The organism is Microbacterium sp. Soil_N32, assembly GCF_057655505.1.
The window spans coordinates 26,612-43,340 of record NZ_JBDGME010000007.1; the positions used below are offsets into that span (position 1 = coordinate 26,612).

10 protein-coding genes are annotated in these 16,729 nt (G+C 70.2%); 5 read left to right on the forward strand and 5 right to left on the reverse strand.

Features of this window, described 5'->3' with window-relative positions:
* Positions 1 to 8: 8 nt before the first annotated feature.
* Positions 9 to 1,109 (forward strand): glycoside hydrolase family 130 protein, encoded by a 1,101-nt coding sequence (locus AC3A3J_RS00575; protein WP_487670409.1) that lies wholly within the window; start codon positions 9 to 11, stop codon positions 1,107 to 1,109.
* 422 nt (positions 1,110 to 1,531) lie between these two features.
* Here the strand turns inward: AC3A3J_RS00575 and AC3A3J_RS00580 are convergent, their stop codons facing one another.
* Together AC3A3J_RS00580 and AC3A3J_RS00585 are read right to left on the reverse strand one after the other, a co-directional pair.
* Complete coding sequence (locus tag AC3A3J_RS00580; protein WP_487670410.1) at positions 1,532 to 6,079, reverse strand: galactose-binding domain-containing protein; 4,548 nt, start codon at positions 6,077 to 6,079, stop codon at positions 1,532 to 1,534.
* Positions 6,080 to 6,202: 123 nt separating this feature from the next.
* Complete coding sequence (locus AC3A3J_RS00585; RefSeq protein WP_487670411.1) at positions 6,203 to 7,510, reverse strand: ABC transporter substrate-binding protein; 1,308 nt, start codon at positions 7,508 to 7,510, stop codon at positions 6,203 to 6,205.
* Between the two features lie 393 nt (positions 7,511 to 7,903).
* On the opposite strand from AC3A3J_RS00585, the gene AC3A3J_RS00590 reads away from it, so the two are divergent.
* Both AC3A3J_RS00590 and AC3A3J_RS00595 read left to right on the forward strand, forming a co-directional pair.
* Positions 7,904 to 8,656 carry an SDR family NAD(P)-dependent oxidoreductase gene (locus AC3A3J_RS00590; RefSeq protein ID WP_487670412.1) on the forward strand — a complete coding sequence of 251 codons (753 nt, stop codon included), beginning with the start codon at positions 7,904 to 7,906 and terminating at the stop codon, positions 8,654 to 8,656.
* 295 nt (positions 8,657 to 8,951) lie between these two features.
* Positions 8,952 to 14,423 carry a GH92 family glycosyl hydrolase gene (locus AC3A3J_RS00595; RefSeq protein ID WP_487670413.1) on the forward strand — a complete coding sequence of 1,824 codons (5,472 nt, stop codon included), beginning with the start codon at positions 8,952 to 8,954 and terminating at the stop codon, positions 14,421 to 14,423.
* 78 nt (positions 14,424 to 14,501) lie between these two features.
* Here AC3A3J_RS00595 and AC3A3J_RS00600 read toward each other — a convergent pair whose 3' ends face one another.
* From AC3A3J_RS00600 to AC3A3J_RS00610, 3 genes are all read right to left on the reverse strand, one after another.
* Entirely contained in the window at positions 14,502 to 14,777 is a 276-nt protein-coding gene (locus AC3A3J_RS00600) for a hypothetical protein (protein ID WP_487670414.1), read from the reverse strand.
* Complete coding sequence (locus AC3A3J_RS00605) at positions 14,774 to 15,103, reverse strand: DUF7882 family protein (protein WP_487670415.1); 330 nt, start codon at positions 15,101 to 15,103, stop codon at positions 14,774 to 14,776. Before AC3A3J_RS00605 ends, AC3A3J_RS00600 begins: the two co-directional genes overlap by 4 nt.
* 148 nt (positions 15,104 to 15,251) lie before the next feature.
* The gene (locus AC3A3J_RS00610) at positions 15,252 to 15,683 is read right to left on the reverse strand and encodes a MarR family transcriptional regulator (RefSeq protein ID WP_487670416.1); all 432 of its coding nucleotides are present in this window, start codon (positions 15,681 to 15,683) and stop codon (positions 15,252 to 15,254) included.
* A 140-nt stretch (positions 15,684 to 15,823) separates the two neighbouring features.
* Here AC3A3J_RS00610 and AC3A3J_RS00615 point away from each other — a divergent pair, with 140 nt between their 5' ends.
* On the forward strand, positions 15,824 to 16,081 hold the full coding sequence (locus AC3A3J_RS00615; protein WP_487670417.1) for a hypothetical protein: 258 nt from the start codon (positions 15,824 to 15,826) through the stop codon (positions 16,079 to 16,081).
* Positions 16,081 to 16,728, forward strand: a complete 648-nt coding sequence (locus AC3A3J_RS00620; protein WP_487670418.1) for a MarR family winged helix-turn-helix transcriptional regulator — start codon at positions 16,081 to 16,083, stop codon at positions 16,726 to 16,728. The genes AC3A3J_RS00615 and AC3A3J_RS00620 overlap by 1 nt, the downstream gene beginning before the upstream one ends.
* Position 16,729: the final 1 nt, after the last annotated feature.

The following is a 16,729-nucleotide window of genomic DNA, read 5'->3' on the forward strand; positions in this document are numbered from 1 at the left end:
GCACAGCGATGACATCGTCTCCCTCCCCCGCCGCCGTGAACAGCACAGGGAGCACCGCCCCGGTGCCCTACGCCCTGCGTCGCGTCGGCACGATCATGACCGCGCGCACCGACGATCCCCTCGAGGCCGAGGGGGTGCTCAACCCGGGCACCGCCTGGGGCCCCGACGGCGAGCTGTACCTGTACCCGCGGGTCGTCGCCGCGGGCAACGTCTCGCGCATCGCCCGCGCCCGCGTGGTCGTCGAGAACGGGGTGCCCGTCGGTGTGGAGCGCCTCGGCGTGGTGCTGTCGCCCGACGAGCAGTGGGAGCACGGTCGCCAGAACGGCGGCGTCGAGGACCCTCGCATCACGTTCCTCGAACCGCTCGGCCTGCACGTCATGACCTACATCGCGTACGGCCCGCTCGGCCCGAAGCCGGCTCTCGCCGTCTCGCGCGACACGGTCACGTGGGAACGTCTCGGCCCGATCCGCTTCGCCTACCAGCCCGAGCTCGGCACCGACCTCAACCTGTTCGCGAACAAGGACATCGTGTTCTTCCCCGAGCTGGTGCCCGGCCCCGACGGCACCCCGCGCATCGCGCTGCTGCACCGCCCGATGTGGGACCTCGACTGGCTGCGCCCGGGCGAGGGATCCCGCCCGCCCGTCGGCATCACCGAGGAGCGCCCCTCGATCTGGATCGGCTACATCGACGTCGAGGCCGTCACGCGCGATGTCTCGGCTCTGACCGACGTCCGCGACTCGGCCATGATCGTCGGCCCCGAGATGGCCTACGAGAGCGCCAAGATCGGTGCGGGCCCGTCGCCCGTGCGCGTCCCCGAGGGGTGGCTGCTGCTGCACCACGGTGTCTCGGGCGCGACGCCCAAGGGCTTCGAGCTCGCCCACGGTTCGGTGTACTCGGCGGGCGCGATCCTGCTCGACGCCGACGACCCTCGCCGCGTGATCGCACGTTCGGCCGAACCGCTGCTCGCCCCCGAGACGGCGGAGGAGACCCAGGGCACCCTCGCGAATGTCGTGTTCCCCACGGCGGTCGAGCAGATCGAGGGCCGCACCTTCGTGTTCTACGGCATGGCCGACTCGTCGATCGGCGTCGCCGAGCTCACCCGCGTCTGAGCATCCACAAGGGCCGTCTCCTCCCGGAGGCGGCCCTTCTGCATGCCCCCACACACCCCCCACCCACACTCCCCACCCACACCCCCACCCACACACACTCCCCCCACCCATACCTGGCACCTCCCTCCCGGCACGAAAACGGAGACGAAGGGCGGATGCTGCGGCGCGCCGCCCCGGGACACGCCGGTGTACGCGCGGTCGGTCTGGGTTTTCGCGCGCGGGGGCTGGGGTTTTCGCACGGGCGGCGTGGGTTTTCGCGCGCGGGGGCTGAGGTTTCGCACGGGCGGTTCGGGGTTCCGCGCGGCCGGTCGGGGTTCCGCACGGCCGGTGGGGGTTCCGCGCGGGCGGTTGGGGCTTCGCGCGCGGTTGCGGGCGGGCACGCAGAAGGGGGCCGGTCCAAGGACCGGCCCCCCTTGTGAACCTCAGTCGAGGCGACCGCGGCGCACCTTCACGGCGATGCCCCCGATGATGAGCAGCAGCGCGACCCCGAGCGTCCAGGGCAGCCAGGTCAGATCGCCGCCGGTGGCGGGCAGGTCGCCGTCGGAGCCCCCGTCCGCACCGCCCGGAGCGCCGCCCGCACCGGGCGACCCCGGACCACCCGGCGCGGGATCGGCGGCGGCGATCAGCACCGGCGTCGACGCGATGTCCGCATCCGCCCGCATCACGACGAGCGTGTGGGCGCCCGCCTCCACATCGGCCGGAACCGTCCCGCGGAAGGCGATCGTGCCGTCGTCGCCGGCGGTCACGGTCCCCAGGTCGACAGGGGTCGACCGCAGCTGGATGCGGTACTCCGCCCCGGGCTCGAACCCGGTGCCCGTGGCCACGAGGGCGCCGCCGACCTTCGGCGAGCCCTCGACCCGCACCACCGGCACGACCACGTCGGGGTCGACGGTGACGGTGATCGGGGCCGAGGGCTCCGACCATCCGCCCGCGTTCTGGGCACGAACCGTCACGGCGTGGTCGCCCGGGGCGACGTCGGGAACGGATGCCGAGAGCACATCGCCCTCGGTCTGCACCACGATGCCACCCACGGTGACCTCGTACGCCGAGACGGGCGAGCCGCCGATGCTCTCGGGGGCAGACCACTGCACGTCGACGACCCGGCCCGAGGCGAGCGCCCGCACCTCCCGCGGAGCGCTCGGCGCGGCATCGTTGCGCACGAGCCCGGCGAGCGCCGCCTGCAGCGCGGCGGTCGCGGCATCCACCTCGTCCTGCGGGGCGCCCGGCCGGCCGAGCACGTCCTTCGCGGCTTCGAGCGCGGGCAGCAGCGGCGCCCAGCTGGCCGCGGTGTAGGCGGTGCTGTCGAGCGTGTTCGCGGCGTCGATCTGCGCCTGCAGGCGTGCGGTGTCGGCCGAGACGGTCACGGCGCACCAGGCGATCTCGGTGCCGCCCGCGTGACGGATGCCGACGCTCGTGCGCCCGGGCTGGTGCGTCGCGAGGTCGACCTCGACGCGTCCGTCGCCCGACACCCGGGCGGCACCCGCGACCGTGACGACCGACTCGTCCATCGACACCGCGCTGAACGTGTCGCCGGGCTGCAGTGGCGAGACCGTGGCGGCCGCGACGGCCGACCCGTCGCGCACGGCCGAGACCGGCGCCGCGCACTCGAACGTGTAGCCGCCGTACAGCTCGAACTCCCAGATGTTGAGTCCGTACTGGGTCGCCGGCACGCCGGTCAAGCGCACGTACCGCACCTCCGCCGGGGCGAAGTCGTGCGTGTGGGTGAGCGTGGGCTGCGCGGCCTGCACGCGCGCCAGCGGCTGCCAGGTCGACCCGTCGACCGAGCCCTCGATCCGGTAGTCGTTCGAGGTGCCCGCCTCCCACGCCACCACGGCGCGCGACACCGACCGCACACTCTGCAGATCGACCTGCAGCCAGTGCTCGGCGACGGGGCGCGCCGACGACCACTTGGTCGACTTCGAGCCGTCCGTGGCCTTCGGCCCGGTGATGGTCGCGTTGTTCTGGTGCACGCTGTCGGCGGTCGTCGGCCGACCCAGCGCGAGGTTGGCGTTCGCCGCGGGGATGACCGGGGCATCGGCCACCAGCCGGTCGGAGAAGATCTCGAACTCCCACAGTGAGGGTCCGTAGTTCAGCGCGCGGGTGACGGTCTGCATCCGAACGTAGCGGGCGGTCTGGCCCTCGAGCGTGATCACGTCGACGCCGCCGTCGCTGCCGCCGGACGGCGTCGCGTACGCGTCGCGCCAGGTGCGCCCGTCGTCGGACAGCTGGATGCGATAGGCCTTCGCGAACGCGGCCTCCCACGACAGCCGCACGGTCGAGACCGGCTTCGACGCGCCGAGGTCGATCTGCGCCCACGCGCTGTCGGCGTTGTTTCCGCGCCAGCGCGTGTTCGGGTCGCCGTCGGCGAGCGAGAACACGAGGTTGTAGCCCGCGTAGCCCGAGGCCCGGGTGCCGGCGTCGATCGCGAGGTTCACGCTCGACGACACCGACAGCTCGCGGATGCCGTACACCCCGGCCTCTCCGTCGAGCAGCACCACGCGCACGTGCTCGGCCGGCGTCGGCGTGATCGGGATCTCGGTGACTCCGGCGGCCGCGCCGGCGATGCTCGCGCGATCGGTCCAGTCGACACCGTTCGGCGACGTCTGCACGACGAGGTCGGTGGCGACGGCATCCGCCGCCTGGTCGATCGCGACCTTCGTCACCCACGATCCGCGGGGGAGGGTCTTCGCGACCCACTGCGTGCCGGCGCCGTCGGAGCGCCAGACCGTCGCAGGGTCGTCGTCGCCGAGCGCGGCCACCGACGAACCGGCGGCCGTGCTGCTCGCGGCGAACGTGACGGCGGCGGGCAGCGGGCCGTCGACGAGCGCCGCCGTGACCGTCTTGCCGAGGTTCTCGCCGGAGCCCAGGGCGAAGACGCCGTGCCGTGTCTGGTCACCACCGGTGAGGGTCACGCCGACGCGCAGGCCGCCGCGATCGGGGTTCGACAGGCTCACGACCGGCGCCTCGCCCCGTTCGTCGAGCACGACGAGCGCGGGCTGGTCGACCGCGAGAGTGCGACCGTCGCCCAGATCGAGCGAGCCGGCGGCGGCGAACGCCGCCATCGTGATGCCGGCCTCGGCGTCGCGCACCGCCTGCACCTCGGTGTCGTTGCGCAGCGTTCGGGCGGTCGGCGCCTTCGCGTACGCCTCGACCTCGGCCGGGGTGGTGGCGGGCAGCACCGTGTAGTCGTAGGTGCCGGCCGTTGGCTTCGCGCCGTGGTCGACGAACAGCGAGAAGGCGTCGTGGCTCTGCGCCTCCTGCCCCTCCCAGCTGCCCGCCTGCGTCTTGTTCGACACCTTCACGTTCTGGTCGCCGCCGAAGACGTAGCCCACCTGGTCGTTGTACGCCCAGGTGGCGTCGCCGGCGTCCTGCCGGTCGGTCCCGGCGGCGACGGGAGCGCCGCCGACCGACGCGTTCGGCTTCGCGACGGCCTGGTTGATCGTCGTGTGCACGGCGGCGTTGCTCGTCGAGGCGATACCGGCGCCGAGCGCGACCATGCCCTGGTCGAACGAGAAGTACGCCTTGCGCGCCGTCGTGCCCGCGGTGTCGAGGGTCAGCACGCTCACGCCGAACTCGCCGTTCGACGCGCCCCCCGTGAACGAACCGCCGTCGCCGTTGCGACCCCGGTTCTCGAAGCCGCGCTCTGTGCGCTTCTCGTCGGGCGCCGTGACGCCCGGGTAGTGGAACCAGTCGAAGGCCGGACCCAGGTCGAGGTATTCGCGGTTGTCGACCTGGATGGCCGTCGAACCCATCGCGTTCCAGTAGACGGGGTTGCCGATCTCGTCGCGGTACGACGTGCGCAGCTCCGCGCCGAACGTGCGCGACGAGTTCAGGCGCGTGAAGATGCCGTAGTCGTCGCGCAGGTGCGACGAGAACTCCGACCGCCAGAAGTACTTGTTGCCGGTGACGCCGTTCGTCTCGGTCTCGCCGAGCACCCCGTCGAGCACCGCCTGGTACGCGGTGGCGTAGAGGGCATCCGTTCGCACCATGCGCTGCAGCGGCTCGATGAACTCCGACGCGTGGCTCGTGATGCCGCCGATCGTCTTCGGCGGACGGTAGTTGAGGTACAGCATCCCGATCTCGCCGCGGATGAGCCAGCGGGTGCCGTTCACGAAGTAGAAGGCGATCGAGTCGAGCTGGTCGCGCGTGAAGGCGAGGCCGGTGCCGCGCGCGACGTCCGACCAGAGCGCGGCGTAGGTGAAGAGCACCATTCCGTAGCCCTCGCTGTACAGCTGCGCGCCGTGCGCCCAGAAACTGCCGTCGGGCTGCACGGCCTCCTGCACGGTGCCGGAGTGGTCGACGGCGATGGTCGCCACGATCGTCGCGAACCCCTCCCGGACCTTCGCGATGTCGCGGGTGGAGAGGGCCTCGAAGATGTAGTTCGAGGTGCGCCACGCGCCGTTGGCCCCCACGGGGTCGAGCTTGCCGGTGTTGTGCTTCAGCGCCACGGCGAGCGCCTCGGGGCTCAGCTCTCCGCCGAGGAACATCGAGATGCGGCCCATGGCGATCGACTCGCCGATCTCGGTCTCCCACCAGTTGGTGTTGCCCGGGTCGACCTTGTCCCAGTGCAGCAGCGCCCGGCCGACGGCGTCGACGAGGCGGGTGTCGCCGAAGCCCGCGGCCTCCGGGTCGTTGTAGGCCTGCGTCATCGCGAGCATCCGGTAGAGCGCGGTGTAGGCCGACCACACGCTGCCGTTCGCCGAGCTCGTGCGATCGGCGTAGTTCACGTCCGACCACGAGCCGTCGGCGTTCTGCGATGCGACGTAGTCGAGCGCCTCGGAGGTGCGGGCCAGGTAGATGCCGTTGGCGATGATGATCTCGTCGCCCTGTCCGAGGTAGTACTCCTCGAGACGGTCGATGACCGTCGCCACGTCGTCTTCGGGCGCGGCGGATGCCGGGGCGGCGACGACCGCCGACGACCCAAGGACGAGGGCGATCGTGAAGGCGATGAACGCGGCGATGCGCTTCATGGCATGGCTCCTTTGCCGGACTGCTGCGTGCGGCCTCCGCCTTCGAGCGACGGAGGGGATCCGGGGTGCGCGCCATGACACGCGCACCCCGGGGTGGATCGGCCTGGGCGACCGATCGGTCGATCAGCCCTGCGCGTCGAGCAGAGCGTCGATCTTGTCGGCGGCGGTGCCGAAGGTCTCGCCGAGGTCGCCTTCACCCGCCTGCACGGCCTGACCCCACGCGTCGCGGAAGGTCTGCCACATCTCGGTCGCGTCGGCGACGTTCGGCACGTCGACCGTGAGCGGCACCGAGGCGGCGAAGGTCGACAGCACCGGGTTCGTGGCGAGGTAGTCGCCGGCGACCGCGTCGACGTCGCTGCGCGTCGGGAACTGCCCGGTGGTCTCGAGCAGCGCGAGGTCGTTCTCGGCGTTCATCGAGAACTTCACGAAGTCCCACGCGGTCTGCTTGTTCTCGCACGACGTGTAGAGGCCGACGTTCTTCGAGTCGCCGAACGTGTACGTGTCTTCGGCAGCGGTGCCCTCGGCGGTCGGCAGGGGCACGATGCCGTAGTCGACCTTGCCGTCGAAGGCCGCCGCGCCCCACGGACCGGCGATGCCCATGGCCGCCACACCGTCGGCGAACGGGCCGGCCCATGCGTCACCGCTGTAGGCCTCGGCCGACGAGTAGCCCTCGGCGTACAGCGTCTTCCAGAACTCGAGCGTCTCCATGCCCTCGTCGCTCGTGAAGGCGGCCTTGCCGTCGCTCACCAACTGGGTGCCGCCGGAGTTGGCGAGGAAGAACGGGTAGAAGTCGAACAGCGCGTTCGTGTAGTCGCCGGATGCCGGCGGGTAGAGCGCGAAGTCGGCGGCACCGGCGTCCTTGATGGCCTTGGCCGCGGCGAGCACGTCGTCGTAGGTCGCGAGCTCGGGGTTCTCGGGGTCGAGGCCCGCAGCGGTGAAGGCCTCCTTGTTGTAGTAGAGCATGAAGGGGTTGGCCTTCCACGGCACCTGGTACAGGTCGCCGTCGGGCGAGCGGAAGCCGTCTGCGGCGTCGCCCGAGCGCTCGGTGATGAACGACTCGCCGTCGTCGAAGGTCTTCGAGATGTTGACCAGGCCGCCCTGCTTCTGGAAGGCGGGCACGGCCGCGGGCGCCGTGTTGTAGACCAGGCACGGGGTGTTGCCGGCGGTGATGGCGGCGCCGATCGCGTCTTCCGACGACTTCCCCGAAGGGATGGCTGCGGCCTTGACCTGCTCGTCGGGGTGCTCGGCGTTCCACGCCTCGACGACGGCCTCGGCCCAGGCGATCTCCTGCTCGTTCGTGGAGTACCAGATCGTGATCGGGCCGGACGTCAGCTCGCCGGACTCGGCACCCGGTGCGCCACCGGACGTGCCGCAGGCGGCGAGGGGAAGGGCGAGGGCGGCGAGGGCCAGGACACCTGCATAACGCTTCATTGCGAGAAACTCCTTCGTTCGGATGCCTCGGGACGGCTTCCTGCTGTGGTGAGCGGTGTCGGACCACCGAACCGCATGAGTGGTAGTAAACCGGTTTTGTTGCGTGGTGTCAAGGGCGCTCCGACGGGACGCCGACCGACGCGTCGAGATCACCCTATGTCGCGATAGCCGTCGAAAGCGGTGGCACTAAACACCACTAAACAAGCCGGAAGGTGTGCCGTGCAGCCAGCTGCATCGGGCGTGCGTGAGAGCACCATGCCGCGGCGCGGTCCGCGTTCGCAGAATTCCATGCAGATGAATCCACTTCGCGCCAGCGGGCGTAGGGTGGAGGAGAAGGACGGACCGTCCGAGAAGATCTCCCGGCACCGTGCCCGCCCGGGAAAGAGCCCACCCATGGCCCAGTACGACGTCTCCGACCGCTCCGCGATCGTCACCGGAGCAGGCAGCGGAATCGGGCGCGCGGTCGCCCTCCTGCTCGCGAAGAACGGTGCCGCGGTCGTCGTCAACGACCTGAACGCCGACAACGCGAACGCCGTCGTCGAGGAGATCCGCGCGGCCGGCGGCAGCGCCGAGGCCTCCGTGGGCGACGCGACAGACGCCGCCTGGATCGCCTCCTCGGTCGAGCTCGCGAACTCCCTCGCCCCGCTGCGCATCGGTGTGAACAACGCCGGTATCGGCGGAGCATCCGCCCCCACCGCCGAGTACGACGACGACGCCTGGGACAAGGTCATCTCGATCAACCTCAACGCCGTGTTCCGCAACATGAAGGCGCAGCTGCCCTCGATCCTCGAGAACGGCGGCGGCTCCGTCGTCAACATCGCGTCGATCCTCGGCAGCGTCGGCTTCGCGAACTCCCCCGCGTACGTCACCGCCAAGCACGGCGTCGTCGGCATGACCAAGAGCGCGGCGCTGGAGTACTCCGCGCAGGGCGTGCGCGTGAACTCGGTCGGTCCCGGCTTCATCGACACCCCGCTGCTGGCCACCATGGGCGACGAGGCCAAGCAGTACCTCGTGAGCAAGCACCCGATCGGGCGTCTCGGCCAGGCCGACGAGGTGGCGAACCTGATCGTCTTCCTCGCGAGCGACGCCGCGAGCTTCATCACCGGCAGCTACCACCTCGTCGACGGCGGCTACACCGCCCAGTAAGCAGGCGCGCTCCCGCGCTCACCCCGCCCGCTCGCACCCTCACCGCGCGTGCGCAGGAGATCTCCCGCTGCGAAGGACTGCCCTGGCAATCCTCTCCTTCGTAGCGTGAGATCTCCTCGCCGGGCGGGTGACGAGTCCCGACCTCCGACACCGGGTGTTCACCCGTTGTTGGACACCTCGTCCATCAACCTCCATAGTGTTCCTGACAGCGTTGTCAGAATCGGGCGGCGCATCCCCACCCACCACACGGAGGTATCGCATGCCCCCCATGCGTTCGGCTGCCCCCAGCCGACACATGAGCAGACGTCGCGCGGCCCTGGCCGCCGGGGTCATCACCGCCCTCACGGCGTCGTCCGTCCTCGTGACGCCCGCCGCCCACGCCGAGGAGGTGTCGACCCGCACCCCGTTCGACGCCGTCGACCCGTTCATCGGCACCGAGATGAACGACGCGAACAACGCCCGCGGCAACGACCACTACGGCAACACCTTCCCCGGCGCCACCGTGCCCTTCGGCATGGTGCAGTCGAGCCCCACGACGTTCGAGACCGGGAACGGCCAGCAGTACGGCGGCTACGAGTACAACGCCGATCAGCTGCGCGGCTTCGGCATGACCCGCCTGTCGGGCACCGGATGCCGGTCGAACTTCGGCGGCTTCGACTTCCCGGTCCTCCCCTTCACGGGCGCGCTGACCGACGGCGCGCTGCCGAGCAACCCGGCGAGCGCGATCGGCGACTACTTCCTCGACTTCTCGCACGAGAACGAGATCGCAGAGCCCGGGTACTACGCGGTCGACCTCGAGAACGTGCAGGCCGAGCTCACGAGCACCACCCGCACCGCTGTCAGCCGCTACTCGTTCGACGCGACGGCCCAGACCTCGACCCTGCTCTTCGAGGCGGGCGGGTCGAACAACCAGGTGCACGCGTCCGACATCGCGTTCGACCCCGCCACCGGCGAACTCTCCGGCTCGGTGAAGGCCAACATCGTCTGCAACGGCGGTTCGCAGTACACCGCCTACTTCTCGGCGACGTTCGACCAGCCCGTCGAGTCGTTCGGCACGTGGACCCCCGCGGGCGTGCAGGCCGGAGGCACGGCGGCGAGCGCGGCGACCAAGCACGGCGCCGGCGCTTACCTCACGTTCGCCGACGGCGCAGACGTCACCGCGAAGATCGGCCTGAGCTACGTGTCGGTCGACGGCGCCCGCGCGAACGCGGAAGCCGAGACGAAAGCCCTCGGCTTCGACGAGACCCGCGCCCAGGCCCGCGCGACGTGGGACGAGGCCCTCGGCACGATCGACGCGACCGGCGGCACCGACCGCGACCGCATCACGTTCTACACCTCGCTCTACCACGCGCTCCTGCACCCCAACACGTTCCAGGACGTCGACGGACGCTACACCGGCTACGACGGGCAGATCCGCACCGTCGAGCAGGGCCGCGACTTCTACGTCAACTTCTCGGGGTGGGACACCTATCGCGGCCAGTCGCAGCTGGTCGCCCTGCTCTTCCCGCAGCGGGCGAGCGACATCAACCAGTCGATCGTCGACATGGTGTCGCAGTCGGGCAAGTGGACGAGCTGGCCCACCTACAACCGCATCCAGACGAAGATGAGCGGCGACTCGCTGCAGAACATCGTCGCCGCGACCGACGACTTCGGCTCGACCGACTACGACCGCGCGAAGGCGCTCGAGAGCATGGTCGCGACGCAGACCCTGCCGATGACGAACACCGGCCGGTCGGATGCCGTGATGTACGGCATCCACGGCTGGGTCGACGGCGACAAGGGCGGTGCGGCGACGTCGCGCACGATCGAGTACACGACGAACGACTTCGCCATCGCACAGCTCGCGCAGCGCCTGGGGAACCAGGACGCGTACGAGCGCTTCTCGACCCGGTCGCAGAACTGGAAGAACGTCTTCAACACCGCGCGCGGGCACATCGACGCCCGCAACCGCAACGGCTTCATGAACACCTCGCTCACCACGCAGGGCGCGCAGTTCGAGCAGTCGACCGGCTACCAGTACGGCTTCAACGTGGCGCACAACATGGCCGACCTCATCGCGCTGCGCGGCGGGAAGGATGCCGCGACCACCCAGCTCGACAGCATCCTGCGCGACCTCGACGCCGGCGCCTTCAGCGACGCCGCGTACATCGCCAACCAGCCGAGCTTCGGACTTCCGTGGGTCTACAACTGGCTGCAGGCCCCGCACAAGACGACCGAGACGCTGTACCGCGCGGCAGACGAGCTGTTCACCACGGCACCCGACGGCCTCGCCGGCAACGACGACCTCGGATCGTTCAGCGCCTGGTACGTGTGGGCGAACATCGGACTCATGCCCGCGATCTGGGGCACCGCCGACCTGCTTGTCTCGGCCCCCATGTTCGAGCACATCGAGATCACGTCGATCGGGTCGGACCGCTCGATCACGATCGACGCCCCCGGCGCCGGCGACGACCGCCGGTACACGACGGGACTGTCGGTGAACGGCCAGGCGCAGACCGCGTCGTGGCTGCCCGCCGACTTCGCCCGCGCGGGAGGGACGCTCGACTTCACGATGGGCGCGACGCCCGGCACGTGGGGCACGGATGCGAGCGATGTTCCCCCGTCGTTCCGCGACGGCAGCGACGCCCGCAACTCGGTGGGCATCACGTCGGACGGCGCGGTCAACATGGGAGGACTGGATGCCGGCGGCATCGGTCTCTCGCGCGAGGATCTCGCCAAGGCCGGCGTCACGGGCGGCGCGAAGCTCCCCCTCGGCGAGACGGGGGTCGAGTTCACGTGGCCCGACACCGTGGCCGGTGAGGCCGACCACTGGATCCCGAACGGGCAGGTGCTCGAGTTCGGCGACGTGGCGGCATCCGGTATCTCGTTCCTCGGTCTCGCGACCAACGGGCCCTCGCGCGGCACCGCCCTCGTCACCTACTCCGACGGGTCGACGAAGAAGGTCGACGTGCGCCTGACCGACTGGACGAACACGGGCGCCGAGCCGGGCAACATCCGTCTCGTGCCGCTCACGAAGCGCAACACGCTCACCGGCGGCTCCGACACCGCGAAGCCGAACCTCTTCGCGACGGCGGTCGTGCCGCTCGACGCGACGAAGACGGTGCGCAGCGTCACTCTGCCGATCGACGTGTCGAAGGGCATCATGCACGTGTTCGACGTCGCACTGTGCCCCGTCGCCGCCGTCGACCCCGAGCAGCCCGCGCTGCCGACGCGACCGGATGCGCAGGAGCCGACGGCCCCGACCATCCCCGCACCGTCCGACATCGACGGCGCACCGGTGATCACCGCCACGACCCCGTGGCGCTTCCACGACACGGCCGACGACCCCGCCGCGGGGCTCGCGTCGAAGACCGCGTGGACCGCGGCCGACGTCGACGACTCGTCGTGGAAGACCGGCACGGGCAGCTTCGGCGCGAAGGGCGGCGCCCTCGCCGACCTCGGCGGCGGCTACACCCCCACCACCCTCGTCAGCCAGTACAAGCCGGGCGGCACGACGAACGTCGAGACGTTCTTCTTTCGCACGACCTTCGACCTGGATGCCGCGGACCTCGCGCAGATCACGCAGCTGAACGGCGAGCTCGCCTACGACGACGCCGCACGCGTGTTCGTCAACGGCACGAAGGTCGCGGGCTTCGCCGACGAGCGCGTCGACGAAGCGACGGGCAACATGGTCTACGCGGGCGGCAACGGCTCGGCGCCGCTCACCGGCACCTTCACGGTGCCGGCATCGGCGCTGCAGGCGGGCACGAACACGATCGCGATTCAGGTGCACAACACCAACGCGACGAGCTCCGACGTGTTCATGCAGCTGAAGAGCCTGACCGTCGCCGCGAAGGGCGCCCCTGCCGCGATCTCCGACGTGCTGCTGCACGTGGGATCCGACGAGACGCAGCGCAACCTGACGTTCTACACCGACCGCCAGGTGCCCGCGCAGGTGCAGGTCGCTCCGGCATCCGCCCGCACCGGCGCCGGGTTCCCGGTCGCCGAGGCGCGCACGATCGACGCCGTCACGACGCAGGCCCGCGACGGCCGCTTCTCGAACCAGGTCGTCATCGACGCGCTGGCCGAGGAGACGTCGTACCTGTACCGGGTCGGCAACGCCGAGATGGGCTGGTCCCGTTCGTACGAGTTGTGGACGGGCACGTTCGACGAGTCGTACAGCTTCGTCTACCTGACGGATGCTCAGCTCGGCGCCTCGGGCAGCTGGCAGAACGACCGCGACCGCTGGGCCGCATCGCTCGGCCAGATCGACCAGTACGAGAAGGATGCCTCAATGATCGTGAGCGGCGGCGACCAGGTCGAGACGCACCGTTCCGAAGACGAGTACGCCTCGCTGATCGCCCCGGAGCTGCTGAAGCAGCTGCCGTTCCAGGCCACGATCGGCAACCACGACAACCAGTCCGACCAGTTCAACTCGCACTTCTTCACCCCGAACCGCTCTGCCACCCACGGGTACGAGAGCACGGCGGGGCGTGCGGGCGGCGACTACTGGTACACCTACAACGGCGTGCTCTACCTCAACATCAACACCAACGCGCGCAGCGTGAACGAGGAGGACCACGCGGCCTTCCTCCGTCAGGTGGTCGAGGAGCAGGGCGCCGACGCGAACTGGGTCGTCGTGATCATGCACCACTCGCTGTACTCGGCGGCGTTCCACTCGGTCGAGCAGGACGTCAAGGAGCGCCGGGCCGCCCTGGCCCCGGTGTTCAGCGAGCTGGGCGTCGACCTGGTGCTGGCCGGTCACGACCACATCTACACGCGCAGCTACCTGATGGACGGCACGACGCCCGTCGGCGACCTCGATGCCCAGGAGCAGTCCGGCGTGACGCTCGCGGCCGAGGAGGGGCAGGTGCTGTACGTCACCGGCAACTCGTCGAGCGGCAGCAAGTTCTACGGTCTCGACGCCTCCTCGCCCGAGGCGGCGATCAAGGCGCAGTCGAACCAGCCGCAGTACACCGACGTCGACGTGACGCCCGAGTCCCTCACGCTCACGACCTACCAGACGATGGACCGCACGGTCGTCGACGAGGTCACGCTCACCCGCACGGTGAACGACGAGAAGGGGCCGCAGTTCGCGGGCCTGCCGAGCGAGACCGAGGTCGCGCAGGGGCAGCCGTTCGAGCCGCTCGCCGGCGTCACCGCGACCGACGAGGTCGACGGAGACGTGACCGCGACGATCACGGTCGAGGGCACGGTCGACACGACGAAGCCGGGCGTGACGACGCTCGTCTACCGGGCGGTCGACCTGGCAGGCAACGAGACGGCGGTCGAGCGCACGGTGACGGTCACCGCGGTCGAGCCGACGTTCGGCGGCGTGCCGCCGACCCGCACGGTCGTCGAGGGCGAGGAGTTCGACGAGCGCGCCGGAATCACGGCGACCGACGCGAACGGGCTCGACCTCACCGAGCGCATCGAGGTCGAACTGGTGCGGGCGACGGGCACGGCGCGGATGGTCGGCCCCTCGGCCGGCGCGTACACGCTGGTGTACACCGTGACCGACGACTACGGCACGACGGCCGTCGCGGAGAGCGCGGTGACCGTCGTGGCGCAGGCCGAACCCACCGACCCGGGAACGGGCGGCGGGTCCGGCGGCACCGGAGGTGGCGCCGGCGGTGGCGCGGCCGGCGGTGGCGACGGTGTGGCGGATGCCGGTGACGGCACGCTCCCGGCGACCGGAGGCGAGGCGACGCTGCTCTGGATGCTCGGCGTCCTGGCGCTGCTGGCCGGCGCGGGTCTCGTCGCCCGCCGTCGTCCGGTTGAGAGCTGATCGGCTGAGGAACGACGAAGGCCCCGCAGGTTCGCCTGCGGGGCCTTCGTCATGCGCGCCGGGACGAGCGCGTGCGGATCAGCGCGCGAGCGTACGCGGCGCCGGGGCGGACCCGGCGCGCGCCGCCATCACGACGGCCGCCTTGGCGGCGTCGAGGTCGTCGAAGCGACCGATGAAGTCGGATGCCGGGCCGAAGGCCGTGAAGCCCTCGGTGACGGTGCCCTTCACGGAGCCGAGGAACTGGCGCCGGTCGTTGCCGACGTGGAACCCGGGGTCGACCTCGGCCCAGAGCGGCCGGGGTCCCGCGAACACACGGGAGGACGAGACGCGGGATCGCCGCGGGGCGACGGTCACGCCGGCACCGCCTGCAGGTTGCGGGCGCCCTCCAGCGACGCCGCGAAGTCCTCGCGGGTCAGGTCGAGGCCGTTGGCCGAGTTGGCCGACTCCATCATCTTCGCCAGCAGGGGGCGGTGCAGGTGCTGCTCGTCGTCGAAGGCGAAGCGCAGCGGGATGGATGCGTGGATCCACAGCGTCTGGACGGAGCCGTCGCGCGTGGGGATGGTCAGGGCGAAGGATTCGTTCCTCCGCAGTTTCGTGACGGTGACGGCTCGCAGATGGACGAGCAGTGCGTCATCCACGGCGATCGGAGCGTCGGTGTTGCCGTAAGTGAGGTGTCCCATGATCTCTCCTCCTGGTCGAGAAGTTGCCTGGGATTTACATTACTAGGTTACCTAGCTAATTGCCATTCCGATATTTCAACCGAGTCCAGAACGGACGGTGAACATCACGAACGCCCCCTTCTCCGAGGGGGCATTGCGGTCACCGGTGCTAGACCAGCTCGGCGATCTCTTCCGTCAGACGGCGCAGGAAACGCGCCACCGCCTCGGTCTGCTCGGGAGTGAACTCCTCGGCGAGCGCCTCGACGCGGCGCGTGAGCTCATCGGTCGGCGCCTGGATGTCGCGCAGCGAGGGGCGGAGCACCTTCGACCGGGCATCCTGCGGATGCGGGGCGACGAGAATCTGCCCGCGGTCACCGAGGCGGCGGATGATGCTCGTCACTGCGGCGGTGCTCACGCCGAGGTGCCCGGCGAGGTCACCCGGGGTGACCGGAGCGTCGGACGGCGCATCGGCGATGAAGCGCAGCGCCACCCGATCGGTGTCGTTGGGTGCCCTCTTGGCCGCCTGCCGACGCGCGAGCTGCGCGTCCACTCGGCGCAGGTCGTCGACACAGGCGACGAGCACCGATGTGGTCGTCGTCATCTCATTCACCATTACTCGTCACCCCCTGACGTCACCATCTTACAAGATGGCCATGTAAACAGGCCGTCTAGACATCTCCCAATGACCTTGACAATCCGTCCGAAGTGAGAGGATGGAATACCGCAGCCGGAAAGGATCTCATGGCGGACCGACGCTCCCTCGACGAGGGCGGGTACATCCTGTACACCGACCTCATTGATCGTCTGCGCACGCGCTTCCCGCATGTGCCCCACTGGCGCCTGGAGCAGGTCGTCGCCGCCGAGAACGACGCGATCACCGGAGGCATCCTCCGCATCGTGCCGGTCGAGGTCGAAGACGGCACGGTCGAGATGCTCGAACGCGAAGTGCCGGACGCATCCTCCGGCGGAGCAGCCGACGACGACGACGAGGTGGCCTGATGAGCGACTCCGAGGAATTCAGCCGTTCCGGGTACTGGTATCCGGATTCCGAATCGGCGAGCACGGTCGACGTGCTCAACCTGCTGCGCCGCTATCGCGCCGCCGAGACGGCGATGCGCGCTCGCACCCGCTCGTCGATGGGCATGAACGAGACCGACCTCCTCGCTCTGCGCTTCCTGCTGCGCGAGCAGAAGGCCGGCCGCATCGTGCGCTCGATCGACATCGCCCGCACGCTGAGCATCTCGACGGCGTCGACGACGACCCTGATCGACCGCCTCGAGAAGGGCGGTCACGTGCGCCGCGAGGCGCATCCGACCGACCGCCGCGCCGGCATCGTCGTGCCGACCGTGAGCAGCGACGACGAGGTGCGCGAGACGCTCGGCGCCATGCACCGGCGGATGCTCGCGCTCGTCGACGAGATGACCGACAAGGAACGCGCGATCGTGACCCGCTTCCTCGCCGGCATGACCTCGGCGGTCGAGGAGGCCGCCGACCTCGATCAGGAGCTGCGCGAGGTCATCCGCGACCACGAGCAGGCCGTCGAGGACGCGAAGGACGCCGAGCAGGCGCGCGCGGACGCCGCGGCGCCGCTCGAGGACTCGGCCGACGGCGAGCGCGCGAAGGACGACAGCGCGGCGAACGACTGAC

Coding starts and splice junctions, on each gene's coding strand:
- AC3A3J_RS00580 (WP_487670410.1), bottom strand. CDS start 6,079: ATGAAGCGCATCGCCGCGTTCATCGCCTTCACGATCGCCCTCGTCCTT.
- AC3A3J_RS00590 (WP_487670412.1), top strand. CDS start 7,904: ATGGCCCAGTACGACGTCTCCGACCGCTCCGCGATCGTCACCGGAGCA.
- AC3A3J_RS00595 (WP_487670413.1), top strand. CDS start 8,952: ATGAGCAGACGTCGCGCGGCCCTGGCCGCCGGGGTCATCACCGCCCTC.
- AC3A3J_RS00610 (WP_487670416.1), bottom strand. CDS start 15,683: ATGACGACGACCACATCGGTGCTCGTCGCCTGTGTCGACGACCTGCGC.
- AC3A3J_RS00620 (WP_487670418.1), top strand. CDS start 16,081: ATGAGCGACTCCGAGGAATTCAGCCGTTCCGGGTACTGGTATCCGGAT.
- AC3A3J_RS00615 (WP_487670417.1), top strand. CDS start 15,824: ATGGCGGACCGACGCTCCCTCGACGAGGGCGGGTACATCCTGTACACC.
- AC3A3J_RS00585 (WP_487670411.1), bottom strand. CDS start 7,510: ATGAAGCGTTATGCAGGTGTCCTGGCCCTCGCCGCCCTCGCCCTTCCC.
- AC3A3J_RS00605 (WP_487670415.1), bottom strand. CDS start 15,103: ATGGGACACCTCACTTACGGCAACACCGACGCTCCGATCGCCGTGGAT.
- AC3A3J_RS00575 (WP_487670409.1), top strand. CDS start 9: ATGACATCGTCTCCCTCCCCCGCCGCCGTGAACAGCACAGGGAGCACC.